Source organism: Pseudomonas sp. 8(2025) (assembly GCF_052665325.1).
The window spans coordinates 19,001-40,040 of the sequence record NZ_JBQOIE010000007.1 but is presented as its reverse complement, the minus strand read 5'-3'; the positions used below and the strand labels follow the sequence as shown (position 1 = coordinate 40,040).

The window sequence follows — 21,040 nt, the reverse complement described above, 5'->3', positions numbered from 1 at the left end:
CCCCTCGCTCCACTCTCCCCTTCTTTTTGTGCATCCCGAGCGTTCGGGTTCTACGAGGACTGCGTGTCTAAAGGTATTGCGTTATCGGTTCTGGCGTCGGTGCTGTTTGCCGTCATGTATTTCTACACCTCGCTGCTGGCGCCCCTGACCGGGGTGGAGATCTTCGGCTGGCGGATGTTGCTGACCCTGCCCTGCATGACCCTGTTCATGCTCCTGGCCGGTGAATGGCATCGGGTCGACGAGGTGCTGCGACGGGTACGCAGCAAGCCCGTGCTGGGCCCGGCGCTGCTGCTGTCGTCGGCGCTGGTCGGGGTGCAGCTCTGGCTGTTCATGTGGGCACCGCTCAACGGCCACAGCCTGGATGTATCCCAGGGCTATTTCCTGCTGCCGCTGACCATGGTCCTGACCGGACGCATCGTCTATGGCGAACGTCTGTCGCGGCTGCAGAAGCTGGCAGCGGTGCTGGCCTGCATCGGCGTGCTCAACGAGCTGTACCAGGTGGGCAGCTTTTCCTGGGCGACCCTGGTGGTGGCCCTGGGCTACCCGCTGTATTTCGTCTTGCGCAAGCGCCTGGGCACCGACCACCTGGGCGGCCTGTGGGTGGACATGGCCCTGCTGATGCCGGTGGCGCTGTGGGTGGTGCAGAGCGGCGAACAGGGCATTGCCGTGGTCGCGGCCCAACCCTGGCTGTACCTGCTGATTCCCGTGCTGGGGGTGATCAGTGCCTCGGCGCTGGTGTGCTACATCATTGCCAGCCGCTTGCTGGCCTTCAGCCTGTTCGGCCTGCTCAGCTATGTGGAACCGGTACTGCTGCTGTTGGTGGCGCTGCTGCTGGGGGAAAGCATCAAGGCCGGGGAATGGCTGACCTACGTGCCGATCTGGCTGGCGGTGCTGGTCCTGGTGCTCGAAGGCGTGCGCCATCTGCTGCGCCAGCGCCGGGGCTGAGCCCGGCTGCGGGGGTATCTCGCGTGCATCAAGGCCTGCAATACGGGCTCAGGGCTTGATCTGCTTCAGTTCGTTGAGCAGGGCCAGCAAGGCCTGCATCTTGTCTTCGCCGAACTGCTGCTGGATCTTCTGGTAGTTGATTTCCATGTCGCCGCTCATGGATTCGAAACAGGCCTGGCCCTTGTCGGTCAGGGTGATGAACAGGCGGCGCTGGTCTTCCGGAGACTTGCGCCGGCTGACGTACTGGTCGCGCTCCAGGCGGGTCAGCACGCCGGTCATGCTCGGCGGCAGGATGCAGGCCATCTTCGCCAGCTGATGGCTCTCCAGCTCGCCGTTCTGGCGCAGGATGCGGATCACCCGCCATTGCTGTTCGGTCAGGTCGTGCTGGTTCAGCGAGGGACGGAAAAACGCCATGGCGGCCTCACGGGCCTGCAGCAGGGTCAAGGTCAGGGAAGGTCTGGGTGTGTTCATCGAGGCATCGGTCAGGGGCTGGGAATCGGGGGCGAAACATTAACACATTCACAATCGCCAACCGACAGGCAAAATAAAGCCCGACCAGAAACCTCCTGATCGGGCCTTGGACTCAAGCGTGCCGGGGCTTACTCGGTGGCGAGTACGCCACGACGCACCTGGTCGCGTTCGATCGATTCGAACAGTGCCTTGAAGTTGCCCTCGCCGAAGCCATCGTCGCCCTTGCGCTGGATGAATTCGAAGAACACCGGGCCCATCAGGGTTTCCGAGAAGATCTGCAGCAGCAGGCGCTTGTCGCCGGCTTCCGAAGAACCGTCCAGCAGGATGCCCCGCGATTGCAGCTCGTTGACCGGCTCGCCGTGGTTCGGCAGGCGCCCTTCGAGCATTTCGTAGTAGGTGTCCGGTGGCGCGGTCATGAAGCGCATGCCGATCTTCTTCAGGGCGTCCCAGGTCTTGACCAGGTCGTCGGTGAGGAAGGCCACGTGCTGGATGCCCTCGCCATTGAACTGCATCAGGAACTCCTCGATCTGCCCGGCGCCCTTGGACGATTCCTCGTTCAGCGGGATGCGGATCATGCCATCCGGAGCGGTCATGGCCTTGGAAGTCAGGCCGGTGTACTCGCCCTTGATGTCGAAGTAGCGGATCTCGCGGAAGTTGAACAGCTTCTCGTAGAAGCCGGCCCAGTAGGCCATGCGCCCGCGGTACACGTTGTGGGTCAGGTGGTCGATGATCTTCAGACCCGCGCCCTTGGGGTTGCGGTCCACGCCTTCGAGGAACACGAAGTCGATGTCGTAGATCGAGCTGCCCTCGCCGAAACGGTCGATCAGGTACAGCGGCGCGCCGCCAATGCCCTTGATCGCCGGCAGGTTCAGTTCCATCGGGCCGGTTTCAATGTGAATCGGCTGGGCGCCCAGTTCCAGGGCGCGGTTGTAGGCCTTTTGCGAATCCTTGACCCGGAACGCCATGCCGCACACCGACGGACCGTGCTCGGCCGCGAAGTAGGAAGCGACGCTATGGGGTTCGTTGTTGAGGATCAGGTTGATCGCACCCTGGCGATACAGATGCACGTCTTTGGAACGATGGGTCGCGACTTTGGTGAAACCCATGATCTCGAAGATCGGTTCGAGGGTGTTGGGGGTAGGCGATGCGAATTCGATGAATTCAAAGCCCATCAGGCCCATTGGGTTTTCGAAGATATCTGCCATGGTTGGCGCCTCATCATATTTTTAGAATTAACGGATCGTTAGTTGCTAGCAATGCTGAGGAGGGACGGTGGCGCACAGGAGATACCGCGCACGCTGCGGGCGAGGAAGTCACCATAGATCAGTTGAAACCCGAGAATCTTCATTTCGACCCTGTCTTACAGGCTGGGGGGCGAGGCTTCTGCTGCCAGAAGACTTTATTATTGTATGCGTAACCGGATTCTACACAGCGTAAAAGCCTTTGTCCGCATTCTCTATAAAATCGCCTTTTTTGCCCCGCCCGCAAGGGGTTTGTTGCACTGGTAGATACCGCCGAGAATCAGCGCCCCGCCCAACCCCATCACCGGGCTCAACTGTTCTCCCAGCACGAGCGCGCCGAGGATCACCGCCGTCAGCGGATTGAGGGCGATGAATACACCGCAACGGGTGGCACCAATCCGCCGCAAGCCGTCGTAATACCAGATATAGGCCAGCGCCGAACCCAGCACGCCCAGGTACAGCAGGCTCAAGCCCTGGGCCAGGTTCAGGCGAGCCACCGCCTGCAGGTCGAACTCGCCACGGATCAGGGTGGCGGCGCAGAGCATCAGGGTGCCCAGGAGGATCGAGCAGGTCACGGTTTGCAATGAGCCCAGGCTGTGGTTCAGCCCCCTGGAGAACAGCGAGTACACGCCCCAGCCCAGCACGCAACCAAGAATCAGCAGGTCGCCTTGCCAGCTCCCGGCCTGCGCCGCCAGGGCCGAAGGGTCACGGCTGCAGATCACCAGGGCCGCGCCACAGAGGCACAGGGCAATGCCCAACAGCTTGCGCCGGCCCAGGCGCTCCTTGAACAGCGCCCAGGACGCCAGGGCAATCACTGCCGGGTTCAGGGCCACGATCAACGATGCCCGAGAAGCCTTGACCTGCTCCAGGCCGAGGAAGAAACACAGGTTGTAGAAGAAGATCCCGAAGAACCCCAATAGTGCCAGTTGGCCGAACTGCCTGAGGCTGGGCCGCACCAGGGGAATGCGCGCCACGGCCATGAAGCCGAGCAGGGCCAGGCTGGCCAGCAGGAACCGCAGGCTGGCGGCCAGCAAGGGCGAGAGCCCGCCGGCCAGGTAGCGCCCGGCAACGAAGGTGCCGCCCCAGATCATGGTGACTGTCGCCAGGCGGCCATACACCGCCAGGTCCCGGTATTCGCCCGCCAGGGGGCCGTTGATATTGCTTTCACTCATGGTCAAGACGCTCTGAGGCAATGGGTTTGTACTGCACGACCATTTTTTGTCTAATGCCTGATCATCGTAAAATGAGCTTTTACTCATGACCCTGACCCAGCTGGAGATCTTTTCCCTGGTGGCCGAACTCCAGGGCTTTACCAGCGCCGCCACGCGCCTGGGCATCACCCAGTCGGCGGTGTCTCATGCCATCAAGTCACTGGAGCAGGAGCTGCAGGTGGACCTGTTTCGCCGGCACCAGGCCCAGGTCGAACTCACCGACATCGGCACCCAGTTGCTGCTGCGCGCCCGGGCCATGCTCGGCCTGGCGGCGACCCTGGCCCAGGAAGCCGCGGATGCCCGGGGCATGAAGCGCGGCACCTTGCGCATCGGCTCGTTCGGCCCCACCTCGTCGATCCGCCTCCTGCCCCGGATTCTTCACGACTACCGCCGCGAATATCCGGACATCGAAGTGCATATCGACGAAGGCCCCGATCGCCAGGTCCTGCAATGGCTGGAAGAACGACGGGTGGACCTGGGCTTCGTGGTGTTGCCCCAGGAGCGCTTCGACACCGTGCCTGTGGTCGAGGACCAGTTGCTGGCATTGATTCCAGCCAGCCACGCCCTGGCCAGTGAAGCGCAACTGCGCCTGGACCAACTGTGCCATGACCCCTTCGTGCTCACCGAAGCCGGCTCGGCGGAGCTGGTGTCACGCCTGTTCATCGGTGCCGGCCTGCGGCCCAATATCCGCTACCGCAGCACCCAACTGCTGAGCACCCTGGAAACCGTGGCCCGCGGCGATGCCTTGAGCATCGTTGCCGAGTTGTCCCTGCCCCAGGCCGCGGACCCGCGCTACACCAGCCGCCCCCTGGAGCCTGCCGTGCGCCGCCAAGTGGGGATCGCGGTGCTCGACCGACGCCAGGCGTCGCCGGCGGCCCTGGCCTTCATCCAGCACGCGCAGCGCCTTTATCGCCGGTAAAAGCCGGCTATCCTGCGATGATCAAGACAGCCGCAGGGGCCATGCCCCCCGGTGCCATCCTCCCCCTCGCCCTCCCACAGGTCCGATCCATGCCCCTGACCGCCAAAGGTCCATTGAAGCGCTCTACCCGTACCTTCTGGACATTGCTGGCCATGCTTCTTCCCATCGGGCTCGGCGCCCTCATCCTCTACGCCCAGGCCGAACGAACACTGATGCACAGCAGCCTGGAAACCGCCGAAGAGGCCATCCGCCAGTTCGACCTGATGCTCGACAACACCGACATCGCCGCCAGGGCGCTGCTGCCCCAGGTGGGCCGCGATTGTGATGAAGTCCGGCAACTGGCCCTGCGCGAACAGGTCACCCGCCGACCGTTCGTGCGCTCGACCAACCTGGTGTGGCGCAACAACAACTATTGCAGCTCCCTGCTCGGCAGTTTCGCAGTCCCGCTCAACCCCCTGGACTACGTGGACGGCCGCCTCTGGCTGATGAGCGGCAACCCTGTCACCCCCGACACGGCCCTGCTGGTCTATCGCTGGAGCGAGGGCGATCGCGCCGCCCTGGCCACCATCGACGGCTATCACCTGACCAATGCCCTGCGCCTGATCAGCCGCTTCGCCGACCTGCAATTGCAGGTCGGCGGGCATTGGCTGTCCAGCGACGGCCGTGTCCACGAGGGCAGCCCGCCACTGGCGGCCGTGGCCAGCCAGCAACTGAGCTCATCGCGCTATCCCTACAGCGTCAGCTCGGGGTTTCCCGAGGGCGACGTGTGGAACTACATGAAGAGCCAGTACCCGGCGCTGTTCAGCCTGCTGGTGTTTTTCGGCGCGGCGGCAGGCGTACTTGCCCACTGGCTGCAAAAGCGCTCCGCCTCCCCCACCCACGAGCTGCAACGGGCACTGGGGGCCCAGGAGTTCATTCCGTACTTTCAGCCGGTGGTGCGCGGGGACACCCTGGCGTGGGCCGGCATCGAAGTCCTGATGCGCTGGCAGCATCCGAAAGAGGGGCTGGTGCGCCCGGACCTGTTCATCCCCTTCGCCGAGCATTCGGGGCTGATCGTGCCCATGACCCGCTCGCTGATGCAGCAGACCCAACAAGCCCTGGCGCCCCATGCCGCGCACTTTACCGACGGTTTCCACATAGGTATCAACATCACCGCCAGCCATTGCCATGACCTGCAGTTGCTGGAGGACTGCCGGGAGTTCCTCACCGGCTTCCCCCCAGGCAAGGTGATCCTGGTGCTGGAGTTGACCGAACGCGAACTGATCGAGCCCACGGCCACCACCCACCAGCTGTTTGCCGCCCTGCACGAACTGGGTGTGATGATCGCCATCGACGACTTCGGTACCGGGCATTCCAGCCTGGGTTATCTGCGCCAGTTCAATGTGGATTATTTGAAGATCGATCAGAGTTTCGTCGCCATGATCGGTGCCGACGCACTGTCCCTGCATATACTCGACAGCATTATCGAACTCTCGGCCAAACTCGATCTGGGCATTGTCGCCGAAGGTATTGAAACTGCAGAACAGCGGGATTATCTAGCAGCTAAAGGGGTGGATTTCCTGCAAGGTTATTTATTCGGACGGCCCATGCCCAGTGCCGAATTTGTTGCAGCCCTGGCGCGCCATTAAATAGCCATACCCGAACAAAAAGTGCTGGATCTAACAACTCGGGGCCTGCACAAATTTGAATCAATTGGTCAATATCGCATTTAACAAGAACAACCTGATTTACTCTCGATGCATTAACTACTACAATTTTTCCCGCCTGTACAAGATTCACAGGTAGGCCACTTAATCGAGCCTTAATCGGCTCATGGCTTATAGCTTTGTTTGTGGTTTGTATCAGCCAAATAGACTAGTGGAGTGAAGATATTGTCCAGACTTGCTGAGTTTCGTGCTGCAGAAAAAGCACTTCAAGAACAGCTCGCGCAGCTTGAATCCCTGAAAAACGACGCCGGGCTCAAGAAGGAAATCGAGTTCGAAGAAAAGCTCCAGGCCCTGATGAAGTCCTACGACAAGAGCCTGCGTGACATCATCGCCATCCTTGATCCCAACCAGGGCAAGGCCGGCCAGCCACAGGCCAACGCCCCCAAGCAGCGCCGTGCCCGCGTGGTCAAGGTCTACCAGAACCCGCACACCGGTGAACTGATCGAAACCAAAGGCGGCAATCACCGCGGCCTGAAGGCCTGGAAAGAACAGTACGGTGCCGCCACTGTGGATTCCTGGCTGCGCGCTTGAACAAAGCCGCACCCCGAAAAAGGCCCTGCATATGTAGGGCCTTTTACATTGATTAAGAAAATTCTTATTACGACTTGCATCTAAGGGAAGAGCCGAGCGGGATCCCACCCCTCCCCCTAGCCGATACATCGCGCAATAACGTCTGATTCCCGAGCAACTTCAGGCTTAATGCCTTTTCGCTAACGAACGGGCAACCTGCAGAAAGCGAACCGATTGGTTCAGATTTTTCCTTAAAGTTTAAGGCCATTTCGTACAGCGAGTATTTCATCCTGGCTCTCGGCAAAAGCCGCAGCCTGGCCAGCGTATGAAAGTACATAAGCCTTATCCCCATTCAGTGCCGCCACCAATGTTTGCGAGAGCACATGCCGGCCATTCTGGGTAATGGTGCAAGTAGTCTCCAGCGCCTCGAGACGACTCAACTGCGCGGCATGAATCTTGTTACAGACACTCTGATAACCACCCTGGGCAAAGTCCTTTTGCACCGACTTGCGCATCTCCAGCAATACCCCCTGCAGATTGACTACATGCCCACTGTCCACCTGAGTCATGGTCAACTCCATGACCATGAGTGGATTGCCAGCGATATCGCTCTTGACCGCTCTCTGCCGAGACACCTTGGCGGCCTCTTCGCCTTCTGGGGCCGGCAGCGGTTCCACCGTCCAGCCCTGGGGCCAGGTCACTTGCGGCTCGGCCTCTGCAACACCGGCCAGCGCCAGTAGCAACAGAGCTGCGGCGCGGAACTTAAAAGACTCGATCATGCGTTTGCACACTGAGGTAAAGGGGCCTGGAAGTCTGAGCCCGGCGCCAGGAATGGGCAATAGATCAGGAGCTTTGGGTTTGGCGCCAGCCGACCCACTTGCGTATCATTGCCCGATCCCAAGGATGTCCGAACCATTGCCAGCCAAGGCTGCTTGCCCCGGCAAGCAGTCTTGGCCGCACTTTCTTCTGGAGGGCCCATGAGCCTCAACGAACTCAATACCTTTCCCGGCGTGACCGCCCAACCGGATGCGGCCACTGCCCGTTTCGTGTTCAACCACACCATGTTGCGCGTCAAGGACATCACTCGCTCCCTGGACTTCTACACCCGGGTCCTGGGCTTTTCCCTGGTGGAAAAACGCGACTTCCCTGAAGCCGAGTTCAGCCTGTACTTCCTGGCCCTGGTGGACAAGGCACAGATCCCGGCAGACGCTGGCGCGCGAACCGAGTGGATGAAGTCGATTCCCGGCATTCTCGAACTGACCCACAACCACGGCACCGAGAACGATCCAGCCTTCGCCTACCACAACGGCAACAGCGACCCGCGCGGCTTCGGCCACATCTGTATCTCGGTGCCGGACATCGTCGCCGCCTGCGAGCGCTTCGTAGCCCTGGGCTGCGATTTCCAGAAGCGCCTGAACGATGGCCGGATGAAAAGCCTGGCCTTCATCAAGGACCCGGACGGCTACTGGGTCGAGATCATCCAGCCAGCACCGCTGTAAACCTATGCAGGTGCGAAGCCGGCCTGTGTAGAAGCTGGATTGTCAGCACTCCCCTTCTCAAGGGCGGCGCAAGACCCAGCGGCCACTTCAGCGACAAGCCGGTGCCTGCCGGCACAGCAATAAAAAACCCCATGAGCCAGGCTCATGGGGTTTTGTTTTTCTAAGCGACCGATCAAGCCGGTGCTGAGGTACGGATCAAGTGATCGAATGCACTGAGGGAAGCCTTGGCGCCCTCGCCCACGGCTATCACGATCTGCTTGTAGGGCACCGTGGTGACGTCACCTGCAGCAAATACCCCAGGCAGCGAAGTCTCGCCGCGGGCATCGACGATGATCTCGCCACGAGGCGACAGCTCGACGGTGCCCTTGAGCCAATCGGTGTTGGGCAACAGGCCGATCTGCACAAAGATGCCTTCCAGGTCCACCGTGTGGAACTCGCCCGAATCACGGTCCTTGTAGGCCAGGCCGGTGACCTTCTGGCCGTCACCCTTCACTTCGCTGGTCAAGGCGCTGGTGATGACTTTGACGTTGGGCAGGCTGAAGAGCTTGCGCTGCAACACCGCATCCGCCCGCAGCTTGCTGTCGAACTCCAGCAGGGTCACGTGGCTGACGATACCCGCCAGGTCGATGGCCGCTTCGACACCGGAGTTGCCGCCGCCAATCACCGCCACACGCTTGCCCTTGAACAGCGGGCCGTCGCAGTGCGGGCAGAAGCACACGCCCTTGGCCTTGTATTCCTGCTCACCCGGCACGCCCATCTCGCGCCAGCGGGCACCGGTAGCCAGGATCACCGACTTGGCCTTGAGGCTGGCGCCGCTTTCGAACTGGATCTCGTGCAAGCCGCCGACTTCCTTGGCCGGCACCAGGGCACTGGCCCGCTGCAGGTTCATGATGTCCACGTCGTACTGCTTGACGTGCTCTTCCAGGGCGGCGGCCAGCTTCGGCCCTTCAGTTGCCTGCACCGAGATGAAGTTCTCGATCGCCATGGTGTCCAGCACCTGGCCACCGAAACGCTCGGCAGCCACACCGGTACGGATGCCTTTGCGAGCGGCATAGATGGCTGCCGAAGCACCCGCTGGACCACCGCCGACCACCAGCACGTCGAAGGCTTCCTTGGCGTTGAGTTTCTGCGCCTGCTTCTCCACCGCACCGGTGTCGAGCTTGGCGAGGATTTCCTCCAGCCCCATGCGCCCCTGGCCGAAGTTCACACCATTGAGGTAGACACTGGGCACCGCCATGACCTTGCGTTCATCGACTTCGGCCTGGAACAGCGCGCCATCGATGGCCACGTGACGGATGTTGGGGTTGAGCACCGCCATCAGGTTCAGCGCCTGGACCACGTCCGGGCAGTTCTGGCAGGACAGCGAGAAGTAGGTTTCGAAATTGAACTCGCCCTTGAGCGAGCGGATCTGCTCGATCACCTCGGTACTGGCCTTGGATGGATGGCCACCCACTTGCAGCAAGGCCAACACCAGGGAAGTGAATTCGTGGCCCATGGGAATACCGGCGAAACGCAGGCTGATATCACTTCCCGGGCGATTCAACGAGAACGAAGGCTTGCGCGCGTCGCTGCCGTTATCGAGCAAGGTAATCTGGTTGGAAAGACTGACAATGTCTTTGAGTAACGCGAGCATTTCCTGGGATTTCGCACCGTCGTCGAGGGAGGCTACGATCTCGATCGGCTGGGTGACCCGTTCCAGGTAAGACTTCAACTGAGCTTTAAGATTGGCGTCCAACATACGGGCGATCTCCTGTTTTGATTCGGTAGAAAAAACAACGCCCGAGCGAATCTCGCCCGGGCGTTGTTTGAGGGCGGTGCAGCTGACTTAAGTGCGGATCACCGCCCTTGGGTAATGCATGGACTTAGATCTTGCCGACCAGGTCCAGGGACGGAGCCAGGGTGGCCTCGCCTTCTTTCCACTTGGCTGGGCAGACTTCGCCTGGGTGAGCAGCGACGTACTGAGCGGCCTTGATCTTGCGCAGCAGCTCGGAAGCGTCACGGCCTACACCGCCGTCGTTGATTTCAACGATCTTGATCTGCCCTTCAGGGTTGATCACGAAGGTGCCGCGGTCAGCCAGACCGGCTTCTTCGATCAGCACATCGAAGTTGCGGGAGATGGCCAGGGTCGGGTCGCCGATCATGGTGTACTGGATCTTGCCGATGGCTGGCGAAGTGTTGTGCCAGGCAGCGTGGGCGAAGTGGGTGTCGGTGGAAACGCTGTAGATCTCGACGCCCAGCTTCTGGAATTCGGCGTAGTTGTCGGCCAGGTCTTCCAGCTCGGTTGGGCACACGAAGGTGAAGTCAGCCGGGTAGAAGAACACGACAGACCATTTGCCTTTCAGATCGGCGTCCGACACTTCGACGAATGCGCCGTTTTTGAATGCGGTAGCTTTGAAGGGTTTAACTTGGCTGTTGATGATAGGCATCGTTGACTCTCCATCAGTGGTTGAGAACATTGGGTGAAAACTTGATGGGGAGAATCCTAACCAATGAATCGCCCCTTGGCTCATTGGCAAACCTGATGCTGCCGATTGGTTTTGACTATCAGCCAACAGTATTAATAGAAGAAACCTTAATCTACTGCTGTACCGGCTTCTCGCCGATGCGCGCCATGCCCATGAACGGGTTGGCCTCGAGGTAGCGCATGGCGGACTGCATGTCCTTCCAGCCGACATAGCTCATAAGTGATTTCAGATCCCAACCGCTGCGGTGCGCCCAGGTGGCGAAGCCCCGGCGCAGGGAATGGCTGGTGTAGTGTTCGCCAGCGATACCGGCACGCTCCAGGGCTTGGCGCAGCAACGCGATCACGCTATTGGCATGCAACCCCTGCTCGCTCAGGCGCCCCCAGCGGTTGATGCCGCGAAACACCGGCCCGCGGACCAGCGCCGCGCTGTTGATCCACTCGATATAGGCCTGCACCGGACACAGGCGCAGCAAGGCCGGGGTGTGAAAGGTCCGCCCAAGGTTGTCACGGTCACTCTTGCTGCGGGGCAGGTAGAGGCTGATGCCCGACCCGGCCACCGCTTGCACATGCTCAATCTGCAAGCGGCACAACTCATCACTGCGAAAGCCGCGCCAGAAGCCCAGCAAGATCAGCGCCCGATCACGCCGGGCACGCAAGAGATCCCCCTGGCGCTGTTCAGCTGCGGCACTCGCCACCTCCTCATCTAGCCAGGCGACGACCTGTTCCAGGTGCTGCAGCTCCAAGGGTTGCGCCTGTTTTTCCTGTACCGGGTGCAGCGCACGGATGCCCTTGAACACCTGGCGCACCACCGGTGCCTTGGTCGGGTCGGCAAAACCCTGGCTGCTGTGCCACTGGGCCAGGGCCGACAGGCGCAACCGCAGGGTATTGATCGACAGCTCACCGGCATAGGCGGCCAGGTAGCGGGCCACGCTTTCGGCCGTAGCCGGAAGGAAACCGCCCCACTGCACTTCGAAATGCTCGATGGCCGCCCGATAGCTGCGACGGGTGTTGTCGCGGGTGGCGGCTTGCAGATAACGATCCAGCTCGCTCATGGCAGCTCAACTCAGGCAAATGTATGGCGATGGCTGGCGGAAACCGCCCTCAGCGCCTATCACACGGGGTAATACCATAATATCCCATGTCAGTTTCAGGCTTTTGATAATTTCACATTTGCTGTACAATTCCATGTAATTACATACCACGTAACACAGTATTAAATCGTCGGAGGATGCATGGCTCGCGGAGGCATAAACAAGGCGGTGGTGAAGAAAGCGCGTCAGGCGATTCTTGCCCGCGGCGAACACCCCAGCATCGACGCAGTACGCATCGAAATGGGTAATACCGGCTCGAAAACCACCATCCACCGCTATCTCAAGGAGCTGGATGACGGCGCCAGCCGGCGTGACAGCGGCCCTGCACCCCTGGACCAAGAACTGGGCGAACTAGTGGGGCGCCTGGCGCAACGTCTGCAGGAGCAGGCCCAGGAACCCCTGGAGCAAGCCCTCGCCCACTTCGAAGAACAGAAGCAGGTGCTGGAACACCAGTTGAACGAAGCCCACCAGCTTCAGGAGCAGTTGCAACAGCAGTTGCAGATTCAGGCCAGCGCCCTGGCCGGGGAAAGCGCCGCCCTGCAAGACACTCGCTCCATGCTGCAGAGCGAACAGACCCGCAACGCCGAACTCAACCAGGCACTCAAGGGCCTTGAGCTGCGGCTGGAGGACAAGGAGCAGCAGATCCACTCCCTGGAGGAAAAGCACCTGCATGCCAGGGACGCTCTGGAGCACTACCGCGCGGCCAGCAAGGAACAGCGCGAACAGGAGCAGCGCCGCCACGAAGGGCAGTTGCAACAGATCCAGATGGAGCTGCGCCAGGCCCAACAGAGCGCGCTGGTACGCCAGGACGAGATCACCCAACTGCATCGCGATAACGAGCGCCTGCTCAGCGAACAGCGCGCCATCCACAAAGAGCTCAAGCAAGCCCAGGATGCCGCCAGCAAGAATTCGGCGCTGCAGGCCCGCCTGAGCGAACAGGTCGCCCGCCAGGACAGCGAAAGCACCCTGCTCCAGGAACGCCTGCGCGTTGCCCAGGAAGAAGTTCAGGCACTCAAGGAACAAACCAGGAAACAGGCTCGATCGAGCAAGGAGATGGAGTTGCGCGCCACCAAGGCCGAGGCCGGCCTGGAGGCGTTGCGCCTGGCTGCTGCCACCAAGGCCCAGCCAGACGCACCTGCGAAGGCTTGATCAGCCCGCGACAGGCGTACGCATGGTGACGAACTCTTCGGCGGCCGTCGGGTGCACGCCGATGGTTTCGTCGAAGTCGCGCTTGGTCGCCCCCGCCTTCAGGGCAATTGCCAGGCCCTGAACGATTTCACCGGCATCCGGGCCGACCATGTGGCACCCCAGGACCTTGTCGCTGTCGGCGTCCACCACCAGCTTCATCAGGGTGCGTTCCTGGCAGTCGGTCAGGGTCAGTTTCATCGGCCGGAAGCGGCTCTCGAAGATCTGCACCTTGTGCCCCGCTTCTCGCGCCTGCTCTTCGGTGAGGCCGACGGTACCGATGTTCGGCAGGCTGAACACCGCCGTAGGAATCATCTGGTAATCCACGGGACGGTACTGCTCGGGCTTGAACAGGCGCCGAGCCACGGCCATGCCCTCGGCCAGGGCCACCGGCGTCAGCTGCACGCGGCCGATGACATCGCCAATCGCCAGGATCGACGGCTCACTGCTCTGATACTGCTCGTCCACTTCAATGAAACCGCGCTTGTCGAGCTTCACGCCGGTATTCTCCAGCCCCAGGTTGTCCAGCATCGGCCGGCGCCCGGTGGCATAGAACACACAATCGGCGGCCAGCTTGCGACCATCCTTGAGGGTGACCTCAAGACTGCCGTCGGCCTGCTTGTCGATGCGCTCGATGTCGGCATTGAACTGCAGGCCCAAACCACGCTTGGTCAGTTCCTCCTGCAAGTGCTTGCGCACTGCGCCGTCGAAACCGCGCAGGAACAGCTCACCGCGATACAACAGCTGGGTATCGGCGCCCAGGCCATGGAAGATCCCGGCAAACTCCACCGCGATGTAGCCACCGCCCACCACCAACACGCGCTTGGGCAGCTCCTTGAGGAAGAAGGCCTCGTTGGAACTGATGGCATGCTCACGCCCCGGGATATCCGGGATCTGTGGCCAGCCGCCGGTGGCAATGAGGATGTGCTTGGCGCTGTAGCGCTGGCCGTTGACCTCTACCTGGTGCGGATCGATCAGCTTGGCGTGGCCTTCATGCAGGGTCACGCCGCTGTTGACCAGCAGATTGCGGTAGATGCCGTTGAGGCGATTGATTTCGCGATCCTTGTTGGCGATCAGGGTCGCCCAATCGAAATTCGCCTCACCCAGGGACCAGCCGAAACCCGAGGCCTGCTCGAAGTCTTCGGCGAAGTGCGCGCCGTACACCAGCAGCTTTTTCGGCACGCAGCCGACGTTGACACAGGTACCGCCCAGATAGCGGCTTTCAGCGACCGCGACCTTCGCGCCAAAACCCGCCGCGAATCGCGCGCAGCGCACACCGCCGGAACCGGCACCAATTACATAAAGATCAAAATCGTAGGCCATTTCACTCTCCCAGGCAGGCTGACAAGCATAACCGCAGATGGCGATCGGGTCAGCGCAGAGGTCTACATAAGGGCGACAAATGAAAAAGCCACCCGAAGGTGGCTTTTCCGAAAAACCCGTGCAGCGGCTATCAGTAAGCCTTGCCGGTCTTGTAGAAGTTCTCGAAGCAGAAGTTGGTTGCGTCGATGTAGCCTTCGGCACCACCGCAGTCGAAACGCTTGCCCTTGAACTTGTAGGCCATCACGCAGCCGTTCTGCGCCTGCTTCATCAGGGCGTCGGTGATCTGGATCTCGCCACCCTTGCCCGGCTCGGTCTGCTCGATCAGGTCAAAGATGTCCGGAGTCAGGATGTAACGACCGATGATCGCCAGGTTCGACGGTGCGTCTTCCGGCTTTGGCTTCTCGACCATGCTGTGAACGCGGTAGATGTCGTCACGGATCATCTCGCCAGCAATCACGCCGTACTTGTTGGTTTCCTGCGGATCGACTTCCTGGATGGCCACGATCGAGCAGCGGAACTGCTTGTACAGCTTGACCATCTGGGTCAGTACGCCGTCGCCTTCGAGGTTGACGCACAGGTCGTCCGCCAGCACCACGGCGAAGGGTTCGTCACCGATCAGCGGGCGGCCAGTCAGAATGGCGTGGCCCAGGCCTTTCATTTCGGTCTGGCGAGTGTAGGAGAACGAGCACTCGTCCAGCAGCTTGCGGATACCGACCAGGTATTTCTCCTTGTCGGTGCCCTTGATCTGGTTTTCCAGCTCGTAACTGATGTCGAAGTGGTCTTCGAGGGCGCGCTTGCCGCGGCCGGTCACGATGGAGATTTCATTCAATCCGGCATCCAGCGCTTCTTCAACGCCGTACTGGATCAGTGGCTTGTTCACCACCGGCAGCATTTCTTTAGGCATGGCTTTAGTCGCTGGCAGGAAGCGAGTACCGTAACCGGCTGCTGGGAACAAGCATTTCTTGATCATATGAGTCCTTAAAAAGGCTGTGTGTACGAGTTTCGGCGCAGTCTAATGAGGGCGCGAGCGCCTTACAATGCCCCGCGCTGGCTAACCGCTGCCATCATAGAGAAATAAAGTGCCGGATAGTTCCGCAGCATCCTCCAGATAGCCTGCCAGGTAAACCTCCATCACCGCGCAGCGCTTGTAAACCGGCACCTGCACAGGGTTGCCGGAATGCCCCAGGCATCGACCAGGTACACCCTCGACTCAACAGCCAAGGCGGGCCATCCGGACTCCATGATGGCACCGTTTTCGCCCTGGCGATGTTCACCCGCAGGCACCACAACCCCCTCACCCAGAGGGGCTGCGGCACTTTTGCAGGCCCGCGAAGGACTAAGGTGACGTGCTGTACCGAAATGGCCATTAGCTATAGCATCGCCACTGGCATGCACGGCCACTTCACCCCCTCCCCCTCAGATGACGAAATCCCCCATGAACAGACTTTTCACTGTCACCGCAGTACTGGCCCTGAGTGGATGTGCCACCGCCTCCAATACCTACCTGGCCAATGGCGAACAAGGCCTGAGCATCGATTGCTCTGGCGAGGCCAGCTCCTGGGCCAGCTGTTACGAGAAAGCCGAGGCCTCCTGCGCCGGCACCGGCTATCGGATCGTCAGCACTGTCGGCACGCCCGCCACCAAGGAAAGCGACAAGACCCTCGGCGTCGATGTTGGCAACTATAAGAGCCGCAGCGTGGTGGTGGTCTGCAAGTAGAAGGCGCACGCCCTCTACATATGAATTTCGGCGAACTTGATGCCCAGGCCTCGAATGGTTTCGATCAGGTCGTCGAGACGGCAGAAAGATTCCACCTCGTCGCTGTCGTCCACCAGAAAATAGCTGCGCCCGGCGCTCTTCTTGAAAAACACAATCCATTCCCCTGAATTGGCGGGGTTCTGGATCACGTGGGTGGCAGAGATCAAGCCCTCTGCATGCTTTGCCCTGACATCTTCCCGCTTCATGCTTTCTCCCAAAAAATCGATGCCGCCCAGGCTTGAGCCCGGGCGGCACCGGCAACAATGGGCGCTAGTTTATCGGATGCCCTGGCCTATCAGCACGCCTTCTACCGTCTGACCGTACAAATTCACCCCGTCATTGGCGTGGAACTTGACCCGGGTCTTCTCGATGGAACCCTCCACCAGGCGCGGGTCCTGCGGCCGCTCGTGGCTGTTGACGAACGCCGCCACGTCCCAGGCCTGCTGATCGCTCAGGCTGCCGCCCTTGCCCAGAGGCATGTTGTGCTTGATGAAGGACGCCGCAGTATTGATCCGGTGCATCCCTGCACCCCAGTTGTAGGAATCCTTGCCCCAGAGTGGCGGCATCACGTAATCCGCACCGGCCTTCTGGCCCTGGCCGTTGTCACCGTGGCAAACCGCACACTGCGCCTGATACACCGCCGCACCCTGCTTGAGGTCGTAGCCTTTGGCGGGCTGCGCCACATCGGGATACCCGCGCCCGGGCAGCTCGACGCCCAGCGGCGCCTTGCTCGCCAGCCAGTAGGCATACACCGACAGCGCGGTAATCTGCGGACTGTCCGCCGCCGGCGGCTTGCCACCGTTCATGCTGAACTGAAAACAGCCTTGCAGGCGCTCGGCAAAGGTATTCACCTTGTCGTTCTTCTTGCGATAGGCCGGGTACATCGGGTACGCGCCCCACAGTGGCGCCGAGTTGGCCAGGCGCCCCTGGTCAAGGTGGCAATTGCTGCAATTGAGGCCGTTGCCAACGAACTGCGGCGCCAGGCGCTTGGTATCGACGAACAGGGCGTAGCCTTCGCGTACCAGCTTGCCGTAGGCGTTGTCCGGCAGCTCGCTTTCAGCCGGCGGCTTGAAGTACTCGACATGGGCGGAAGCGCTCGGCGCCGAGATCTGCGACTGGTCCTCCATGGCGATGGTGGCCGCCTGGACCTGGATCGCGAGCAGGCTCAGCAGCGCCCCTGGAATCAATAGTTTCATGGGCGCGCCTCCTGGGAGTTCAAGGTTGCAAAGTAGTCCGCCACGGCAGCCACTTCTTCGGCGCTCAGGGATTTGGCGATGTGCCCCATCAAGTCATTGGGGTCGTTGTGGCGGGTACCTTCACGCCAGGCGTTGAGCTGTGCCACCAGGTAGCTGGCAGGCTGCCCGGCCAGGGGTGGGAAGGCGGTACCGACGCCCACGCCACCCGGTCCGTGGCAACTGACGCACTCGGGCACTTGCCGTTCCCAGGCACCACGCAGGGCCAGGCGCTCACCGACACCGGTGGCCACCTGGCTACGGCTGACAGGAGCCAGCTTGGGCGCAGGCATGGCGGCCAGGGTCGTGGTGACCGCGGTGATTTCCTCCTCACTCAAGGCCTTGGCCAGCGGTTGCATCACAGGGCTGGTGCGGGCGCCGCTGCGAAAGTCTTGCAACTGCTTGCCCAGATAGCCCGCTGGCAGCCCGGCAAGGCGTGGAAACCCGGCCGGAGCCAGGCCCATGCCATCGGCGCCATGGCAGGCCAGGCAAGCCGTCGCCCCCGGCTGGGCGCCTCCCTGGGTAAAGACTTTCTGCCCCTCCACGGCATGGGCAGTTTGAACCAACAGCAGCATCAGGCCACTCAATAGCATTCGATCCAGTGGGATCATATGAACTCCATTATTCTAGTTATATGCTTAGACCTGCATGGCATAAGCACACAAATAGTAGGTCAATTGATCCACCGGGACAACGCGAAATTGCCCCGCGCCTATCGAATACCGAACAGCAAAACAAGGTTTTACCAGGCGAAAAAAAGCGGCTAATCGCCGCAGTGCAACAAGGCTTCTGCCCACGCAAAAGCAGCCCCGGGCCGCGCTTGGTGGCGCTACCCGGGGCCTGGGGCAAAGTCTGGAGAAGGGATGCAAGCGGGTAACCGGGGCCGGTCACCCGCAGGGAGCAACGGCTTAGCCGGAGATACAGTCTTCACCGGCCTTGCGCACATCCTGAGGGCGCAAGGGGTTGTTGCTCATCTGCTCGTGCAGCTTGATGCTGCTGCCACCGGAACGCGCCTCAATGTAGAACACTGCAGCCGGGGCCGGCGACAGGCTCTGGGGCACTAGTACCCGAAAGCCATCCTTGTGCGGCTCGACCTGCAGCGCGCCGCGGCTGCCGGAGAGCTTGTCGGCCAGGCACTTGGCGTATTCCTGAGGCTTCTTGCCGGAAATCACGCTCAGGGTTGGCGGTGTCTGGTTGATGTCCGAGACGCTTGCGCAACCGCCGATGGCCAAGACCAGAACCCACACCCAGCGCTTCATATGAAAATCTCCAATAAAGTCCCTCCGACAGCAAAGGCGCCGTTTTTCTCCGGAGGCACGGCTTTATCGCCGATAAAAATCCAAATAACTGTTTTAAATTGTCAAAGCTCGACGCCGGGGCCGAATAATACTCCTTTGGGCCTGATAAACTGCGCCACCGCCCACGCAAACGTTTTTTGCTTTTGTAGCTATAGCCCTTCTGGAGGCGCCCATGAAATTCATCCACCAGCGCGAGCACCTGAACGAAGACGATATCGTCGTCATCGAATGCTCCCAGGTCTGCAACATTCGCCTGATGAGCGACGCCAACTTCCGCAGTTTCAAGAACGGCGGCCGTCATACCTATCACGGCGGCGCCTTCGACAAGTTCCCGGCAAAGATCACCGCCCCCAGCACTGGCTTCTGGAACATCACCATCGACACCGTCAACCGTCGGCCCATCAGCGTGACCCGCAAGCCGAACCTGACGCATTCGATCCGCATCATTCGACGCTCCAGCTCGAAACTGCGCTAAGCTCTCCCCTCGCGACAACAGGTAGCCCCGTGCCCCAGACCACCAAGTACGTCATCAAATACAAGCTCAACGGTGAGCGCCGCTTCGAATTCGCCCAGTTGCAGACCGGCTCCGAGGAAGAAGCCCGGGCCGCCCTCGAGGCGCTGCATGGCCAGTCCGACGATGTCATCAGCGACGTCAGCGTCAGCAAGGCCTTGTAGAGCGCCGCTGCGAACCACCGATTCAAGCGCAAGCAACGGAGTGTTCGGCGGCCAACCGTGCCGCAGACTGGCCGGGTTCCCTACCGCCCAGGACACTCCCGCCATGCCCGCCCCCTCGCTACACGATCGCCTGCAACAACTGGATTGGGCCCGCATCGAGCAGGCCCTCGACCAGGACGGCTGCGCCCGCCTCGAAGGCCTGTTGACCCCAGCGCAATGCCAGACCCTGAGCCGGCTTTACCAGAGCCCCGAGTTGTTTCGCTCGAAAGTGATCATGGCCCGCCATGGTTTTGGCCGTGGCCAGTACCAGTATTTTGGCTATCCGCTGCCGGAGCCCGTGGCGCAATTGCGCCAGTTGCTCTACCCGCGCCTGGTGGACCAGGCCAACCGCTGGAACCGCCTGATGAATATCGACGTCCAATACCCGACGCAACACGCCGCCTTCATCCAGCGCTGCCACGACGCCGGGCAGATGCGCCCGACGCCCTTGCTGCTGCAATACGGCCCCGGGGACTACAACTGCCTGCACCAGGATCTGTACGGCGAGCACGTATTCCCCTTGCAAGTAGCCTTCCTGCTGTCGCAGCCGGGAAGCGACTTCAGCGGCGGTGAACTGGTGCTCACCGAACAGCGCCCACGCATGCAATCACGGCCGCAGGTCATTGGTCTGAAGCAGGGTGATGGGCTGGTTTTCGCCGTGCATCATCGCCCGGTAGCCGGAGCGCGCGGGCACTATCGGGTGACCTTGCGCCACGGTGTCAGTCGCGTTCACAGTGGCCAACGCCATACCCTTGGAGTGATTTTTCACGATGCACTGTAATGATGGCGGCCCAGCCACCCTCGGGCTGTTCAGTGACAGCGACCTGCAGCAGCCTGCCCGCGTCGAGGTCCTGGGCCCACAATCCCGGGTATTGCGCGGCTTCGCCCTGCCCTGGGTCGAAGCGCTGCTGCCGCAACTCGATGCCGTGCTCGCCGCTGCGCCCTTTCGCCAGATGCAGACGCCCGGCGGCTTCACCATGTCGGTGGGCCTCAGCAGTTGCGGGCAACTGGGCTGGACCACCGACCGCAGCGGCTACCGCTACAGCCCCATCGACCCGCAAAGCCAGCGCCCCTGGCCAGCACTGCCCAAGGTATTCCAGGAGCTGGCCGAAGCCGCGGCCGAGGCTGCCGGCTTTCCCGGGTTCGCCCCGGACTCCTGCCTGATCAACTGCTACCGGCCGGGGGCAAAGATGTCACTGCATCAGGACAAGAACGAGCGCGACTACTCAGCCCCTATCGTGTCCCTGTCCCTGGGCCTGCCGGCGATCTTTCTCTTCGGCGGCCGGCAGCGCAGCGACAAGAGCCAACGGGTCGCGCTGCTGCATGGCGATGTGGTGGTCTGGGGCGGCGTCGACCGCCTGCGCTATCACGGAGTGATGGCCCTCAAGGACGGCCACCACCCGCTGTTGGGCCAGCAACGGATCAACCTGACCTTGCGCCGGGCCGGCTGACGTTGAGAATTCAAGCGCAAGACC

Annotated in this window: 24 protein-coding genes; 11 read left to right on the top strand and 13 right to left on the bottom strand. The window is 61.3% G+C overall.

Annotated features, from left to right (window positions below):
- Window positions 1-63: 63 nt before the first annotated feature.
- The gene (gene rarD, locus ACUXVH_RS15045; RefSeq protein ID WP_015635880.1) at window positions 64-945 is read left to right on the top strand and encodes an EamA family transporter RarD; all 882 of its coding nucleotides are present in this window, start codon (window positions 64-66) and stop codon (window positions 943-945) included.
- 48 nt (window positions 946-993) lie between these two features.
- Here the strand turns inward: rarD and hpaR are convergent, their stop codons facing one another.
- From hpaR to ACUXVH_RS15030, 3 genes are all read right to left on the bottom strand, one after another.
- Complete coding sequence (hpaR, locus tag ACUXVH_RS15040; protein ID WP_011061668.1) at window positions 994-1,416, bottom strand: homoprotocatechuate degradation operon regulator HpaR; 423 nt, start codon at window positions 1,414-1,416, stop codon at window positions 994-996.
- 128 nt (window positions 1,417-1,544) lie between these two features.
- Complete coding sequence (gene hppD / locus ACUXVH_RS15035) at window positions 1,545-2,621, bottom strand: 4-hydroxyphenylpyruvate dioxygenase (protein WP_011061669.1); 1,077 nt, start codon at window positions 2,619-2,621, stop codon at window positions 1,545-1,547.
- 251 nt (window positions 2,622-2,872) lie between these two features.
- The gene (locus tag ACUXVH_RS15030) at window positions 2,873-3,829 is read right to left on the bottom strand and encodes a DMT family transporter (RefSeq protein WP_065364208.1); all 957 of its coding nucleotides are present in this window, start codon (window positions 3,827-3,829) and stop codon (window positions 2,873-2,875) included.
- A gap of 85 nt (window positions 3,830-3,914) precedes the next feature.
- Here ACUXVH_RS15030 and ACUXVH_RS15025 point away from each other — a divergent pair, with 85 nt between their 5' ends.
- The 3 genes from ACUXVH_RS15025 (at window position 3,915) to ACUXVH_RS15015 (ending at window position 7,024) form a co-directional block, all read left to right on the top strand.
- Window positions 3,915-4,787 (top strand): LysR family transcriptional regulator, encoded by an 873-nt coding sequence (locus ACUXVH_RS15025; protein ID WP_041118536.1) that lies wholly within the window; start codon window positions 3,915-3,917, stop codon window positions 4,785-4,787.
- Between the two features lie 89 nt (window positions 4,788-4,876).
- Window positions 4,877-6,415, top strand: coding sequence for an EAL domain-containing protein (locus ACUXVH_RS15020; RefSeq protein WP_065364209.1), 1,539 nt, complete (start codon window positions 4,877-4,879; stop codon window positions 6,413-6,415).
- Between the two features lie 243 nt (window positions 6,416-6,658).
- The gene (locus tag ACUXVH_RS15015; protein ID WP_011061673.1) at window positions 6,659-7,024 is read left to right on the top strand and encodes a histone-like nucleoid-structuring protein, MvaT/MvaU family; all 366 of its coding nucleotides are present in this window, start codon (window positions 6,659-6,661) and stop codon (window positions 7,022-7,024) included.
- Between the two features lie 230 nt (window positions 7,025-7,254).
- Here ACUXVH_RS15015 and ACUXVH_RS15010 read toward each other — a convergent pair whose 3' ends face one another.
- Window positions 7,255-7,782 (bottom strand): DUF4946 domain-containing protein, encoded by a 528-nt coding sequence (locus tag ACUXVH_RS15010; protein ID WP_445495259.1) that lies wholly within the window; start codon window positions 7,780-7,782, stop codon window positions 7,255-7,257.
- 198 nt (window positions 7,783-7,980) lie between these two features.
- On the opposite strand from ACUXVH_RS15010, the gene gloA reads away from it, so the two are divergent.
- Complete coding sequence (gene gloA / locus ACUXVH_RS15005) at window positions 7,981-8,502, top strand: lactoylglutathione lyase (protein ID WP_065364210.1); 522 nt, start codon at window positions 7,981-7,983, stop codon at window positions 8,500-8,502.
- Window positions 8,503-8,674: 172 nt separating this feature from the next.
- Here gloA and ahpF read toward each other — a convergent pair whose 3' ends face one another.
- The 3 genes from ahpF to ACUXVH_RS14990 all read right to left on the bottom strand — a co-directional run bounded on the left by ahpF (window position 8,675) and on the right by ACUXVH_RS14990 (window position 12,018).
- Complete coding sequence (ahpF, locus tag ACUXVH_RS15000) at window positions 8,675-10,240, bottom strand: alkyl hydroperoxide reductase subunit F (RefSeq protein ID WP_065364211.1); 1,566 nt, start codon at window positions 10,238-10,240, stop codon at window positions 8,675-8,677.
- 124 nt (window positions 10,241-10,364) lie between these two features.
- Entirely contained in the window at window positions 10,365-10,928 is a 564-nt protein-coding gene (ahpC, locus tag ACUXVH_RS14995; RefSeq protein ID WP_011061677.1) for an alkyl hydroperoxide reductase subunit C, read from the bottom strand.
- A gap of 151 nt (window positions 10,929-11,079) precedes the next feature.
- Entirely contained in the window at window positions 11,080-12,018 is a 939-nt protein-coding gene (locus ACUXVH_RS14990; protein ID WP_065364212.1) for a site-specific integrase, read from the bottom strand.
- 180 nt (window positions 12,019-12,198) lie between these two features.
- Here ACUXVH_RS14990 and ACUXVH_RS14985 point away from each other — a divergent pair, with 180 nt between their 5' ends.
- Complete coding sequence (locus ACUXVH_RS14985) at window positions 12,199-13,206, top strand: DNA-binding protein (protein WP_011061679.1); 1,008 nt, start codon at window positions 12,199-12,201, stop codon at window positions 13,204-13,206.
- On the opposite strand, the gene gorA is transcribed toward ACUXVH_RS14985, so the two are convergent.
- Both gorA and galU read right to left on the bottom strand, forming a co-directional pair.
- Window positions 13,207-14,565 (bottom strand): glutathione-disulfide reductase, encoded by a 1,359-nt coding sequence (gorA, locus tag ACUXVH_RS14980; protein ID WP_041118540.1) that lies wholly within the window; start codon window positions 14,563-14,565, stop codon window positions 13,207-13,209. It lies immediately after the preceding gene.
- Window positions 14,566-14,695: 130 nt separating this feature from the next.
- Window positions 14,696-15,535, bottom strand: coding sequence for a UTP--glucose-1-phosphate uridylyltransferase GalU (galU, locus tag ACUXVH_RS14975; protein ID WP_011061681.1), 840 nt, complete (start codon window positions 15,533-15,535; stop codon window positions 14,696-14,698).
- A 465-nt stretch (window positions 15,536-16,000) separates the two neighbouring features.
- On the opposite strand from galU, the gene ACUXVH_RS14970 reads away from it, so the two are divergent.
- Entirely contained in the window at window positions 16,001-16,282 is a 282-nt protein-coding gene (locus ACUXVH_RS14970) for a hypothetical protein (RefSeq protein WP_011061682.1), read from the top strand.
- Between the two features lie 14 nt (window positions 16,283-16,296).
- Here the strand turns inward: ACUXVH_RS14970 and ACUXVH_RS14965 are convergent, their stop codons facing one another.
- The 4 genes from ACUXVH_RS14965 to ACUXVH_RS14950 form a co-directional block, all read right to left on the bottom strand.
- Window positions 16,297-16,527, bottom strand: coding sequence for a hypothetical protein (locus ACUXVH_RS14965; RefSeq protein WP_011061683.1), 231 nt, complete (start codon window positions 16,525-16,527; stop codon window positions 16,297-16,299).
- Between the two features lie 69 nt (window positions 16,528-16,596).
- Window positions 16,597-17,448, bottom strand: coding sequence for a c-type cytochrome (locus ACUXVH_RS14960; protein WP_255313436.1), 852 nt, complete (start codon window positions 17,446-17,448; stop codon window positions 16,597-16,599).
- 65 nt (window positions 17,449-17,513) lie between these two features.
- Window positions 17,514-18,164, bottom strand: coding sequence for a c-type cytochrome (locus tag ACUXVH_RS14955; protein ID WP_065364214.1), 651 nt, complete (start codon window positions 18,162-18,164; stop codon window positions 17,514-17,516).
- A 297-nt stretch (window positions 18,165-18,461) separates the two neighbouring features.
- Window positions 18,462-18,812: a hypothetical protein gene (locus tag ACUXVH_RS14950; RefSeq protein WP_011061686.1), complete on the bottom strand. Its 351-nt coding sequence runs from the start codon at window positions 18,810-18,812 to the stop codon at window positions 18,462-18,464.
- A gap of 211 nt (window positions 18,813-19,023) precedes the next feature.
- Between ACUXVH_RS14950 and ACUXVH_RS14945 the strand changes: the two genes are divergently transcribed.
- From ACUXVH_RS14945 to alkB, 4 genes are all read left to right on the top strand, one after another.
- Complete coding sequence (locus ACUXVH_RS14945) at window positions 19,024-19,326, top strand: DUF1883 domain-containing protein (RefSeq protein ID WP_011061687.1); 303 nt, start codon at window positions 19,024-19,026, stop codon at window positions 19,324-19,326.
- Between the two features lie 29 nt (window positions 19,327-19,355).
- A complete protein-coding gene (locus ACUXVH_RS14940) occupies window positions 19,356-19,526 on the top strand; it encodes a hypothetical protein (RefSeq protein ID WP_015635890.1) in 171 nt (56 codons plus the stop codon).
- A gap of 103 nt (window positions 19,527-19,629) precedes the next feature.
- Complete coding sequence (locus tag ACUXVH_RS14935) at window positions 19,630-20,346, top strand: 2OG-Fe(II) oxygenase (protein ID WP_065364215.1); 717 nt, start codon at window positions 19,630-19,632, stop codon at window positions 20,344-20,346.
- Complete coding sequence (alkB, locus tag ACUXVH_RS14930) at window positions 20,336-21,016, top strand: DNA oxidative demethylase AlkB (protein ID WP_065364216.1); 681 nt, start codon at window positions 20,336-20,338, stop codon at window positions 21,014-21,016. The genes ACUXVH_RS14935 and alkB overlap by 11 nt, the downstream gene beginning before the upstream one ends.
- Window positions 21,017-21,040: the final 24 nt, after the last annotated feature.

What these genes read in the sequence shown, in the direction of transcription:
- hpaR (WP_011061668.1), bottom strand. Translation starts at nt 1,416, where the DNA reads ATGAACACACCCAGACCTTCCCTGACCTTGACCCTGCTGCAGGCCCGT.
- hppD (WP_011061669.1), bottom strand. Translation starts at nt 2,621, where the DNA reads ATGGCAGATATCTTCGAAAACCCAATGGGCCTGATGGGCTTTGAATTC.
- ACUXVH_RS15030 (WP_065364208.1), bottom strand. Translation starts at nt 3,829, where the DNA reads ATGAGTGAAAGCAATATCAACGGCCCCCTGGCGGGCGAATACCGGGAC.
- ACUXVH_RS15025 (WP_041118536.1), top strand. Translation starts at nt 3,915, where the DNA reads ATGACCCTGACCCAGCTGGAGATCTTTTCCCTGGTGGCCGAACTCCAG.
- ACUXVH_RS15020 (WP_065364209.1), top strand. Translation starts at nt 4,877, where the DNA reads ATGCCCCTGACCGCCAAAGGTCCATTGAAGCGCTCTACCCGTACCTTC.
- ACUXVH_RS15010 (WP_445495259.1), bottom strand. Translation starts at nt 7,782, where the DNA reads ATGATCGAGTCTTTTAAGTTCCGCGCCGCAGCTCTGTTGCTACTGGCG.
- gloA (WP_065364210.1), top strand. Translation starts at nt 7,981, where the DNA reads ATGAGCCTCAACGAACTCAATACCTTTCCCGGCGTGACCGCCCAACCG.
- ahpF (WP_065364211.1), bottom strand. Translation starts at nt 10,240, where the DNA reads ATGTTGGACGCCAATCTTAAAGCTCAGTTGAAGTCTTACCTGGAACGG.
- ahpC (WP_011061677.1), bottom strand. Translation starts at nt 10,928, where the DNA reads ATGCCTATCATCAACAGCCAAGTTAAACCCTTCAAAGCTACCGCATTC.
- ACUXVH_RS14990 (WP_065364212.1), bottom strand. Translation starts at nt 12,018, where the DNA reads ATGAGCGAGCTGGATCGTTATCTGCAAGCCGCCACCCGCGACAACACC.
- ACUXVH_RS14985 (WP_011061679.1), top strand. Translation starts at nt 12,199, where the DNA reads ATGGCTCGCGGAGGCATAAACAAGGCGGTGGTGAAGAAAGCGCGTCAG.
- gorA (WP_041118540.1), bottom strand. Translation starts at nt 14,565, where the DNA reads ATGGCCTACGATTTTGATCTTTATGTAATTGGTGCCGGTTCCGGCGGT.
- galU (WP_011061681.1), bottom strand. Translation starts at nt 15,535, where the DNA reads ATGATCAAGAAATGCTTGTTCCCAGCAGCCGGTTACGGTACTCGCTTC.
- ACUXVH_RS14970 (WP_011061682.1), top strand. Translation starts at nt 16,001, where the DNA reads ATGAACAGACTTTTCACTGTCACCGCAGTACTGGCCCTGAGTGGATGT.
- ACUXVH_RS14965 (WP_011061683.1), bottom strand. Translation starts at nt 16,527, where the DNA reads ATGAAGCGGGAAGATGTCAGGGCAAAGCATGCAGAGGGCTTGATCTCT.
- ACUXVH_RS14960 (WP_255313436.1), bottom strand. Translation starts at nt 17,448, where the DNA reads ATGGAGGACCAGTCGCAGATCTCGGCGCCGAGCGCTTCCGCCCATGTC.
- ACUXVH_RS14955 (WP_065364214.1), bottom strand. Translation starts at nt 18,164, where the DNA reads ATGATCCCACTGGATCGAATGCTATTGAGTGGCCTGATGCTGCTGTTG.
- ACUXVH_RS14950 (WP_011061686.1), bottom strand. Translation starts at nt 18,812, where the DNA reads ATGAAGCGCTGGGTGTGGGTTCTGGTCTTGGCCATCGGCGGTTGCGCA.
- ACUXVH_RS14945 (WP_011061687.1), top strand. Translation starts at nt 19,024, where the DNA reads ATGAAATTCATCCACCAGCGCGAGCACCTGAACGAAGACGATATCGTC.
- ACUXVH_RS14935 (WP_065364215.1), top strand. Translation starts at nt 19,630, where the DNA reads ATGCCCGCCCCCTCGCTACACGATCGCCTGCAACAACTGGATTGGGCC.
- alkB (WP_065364216.1), top strand. Translation starts at nt 20,336, where the DNA reads ATGCACTGTAATGATGGCGGCCCAGCCACCCTCGGGCTGTTCAGTGAC.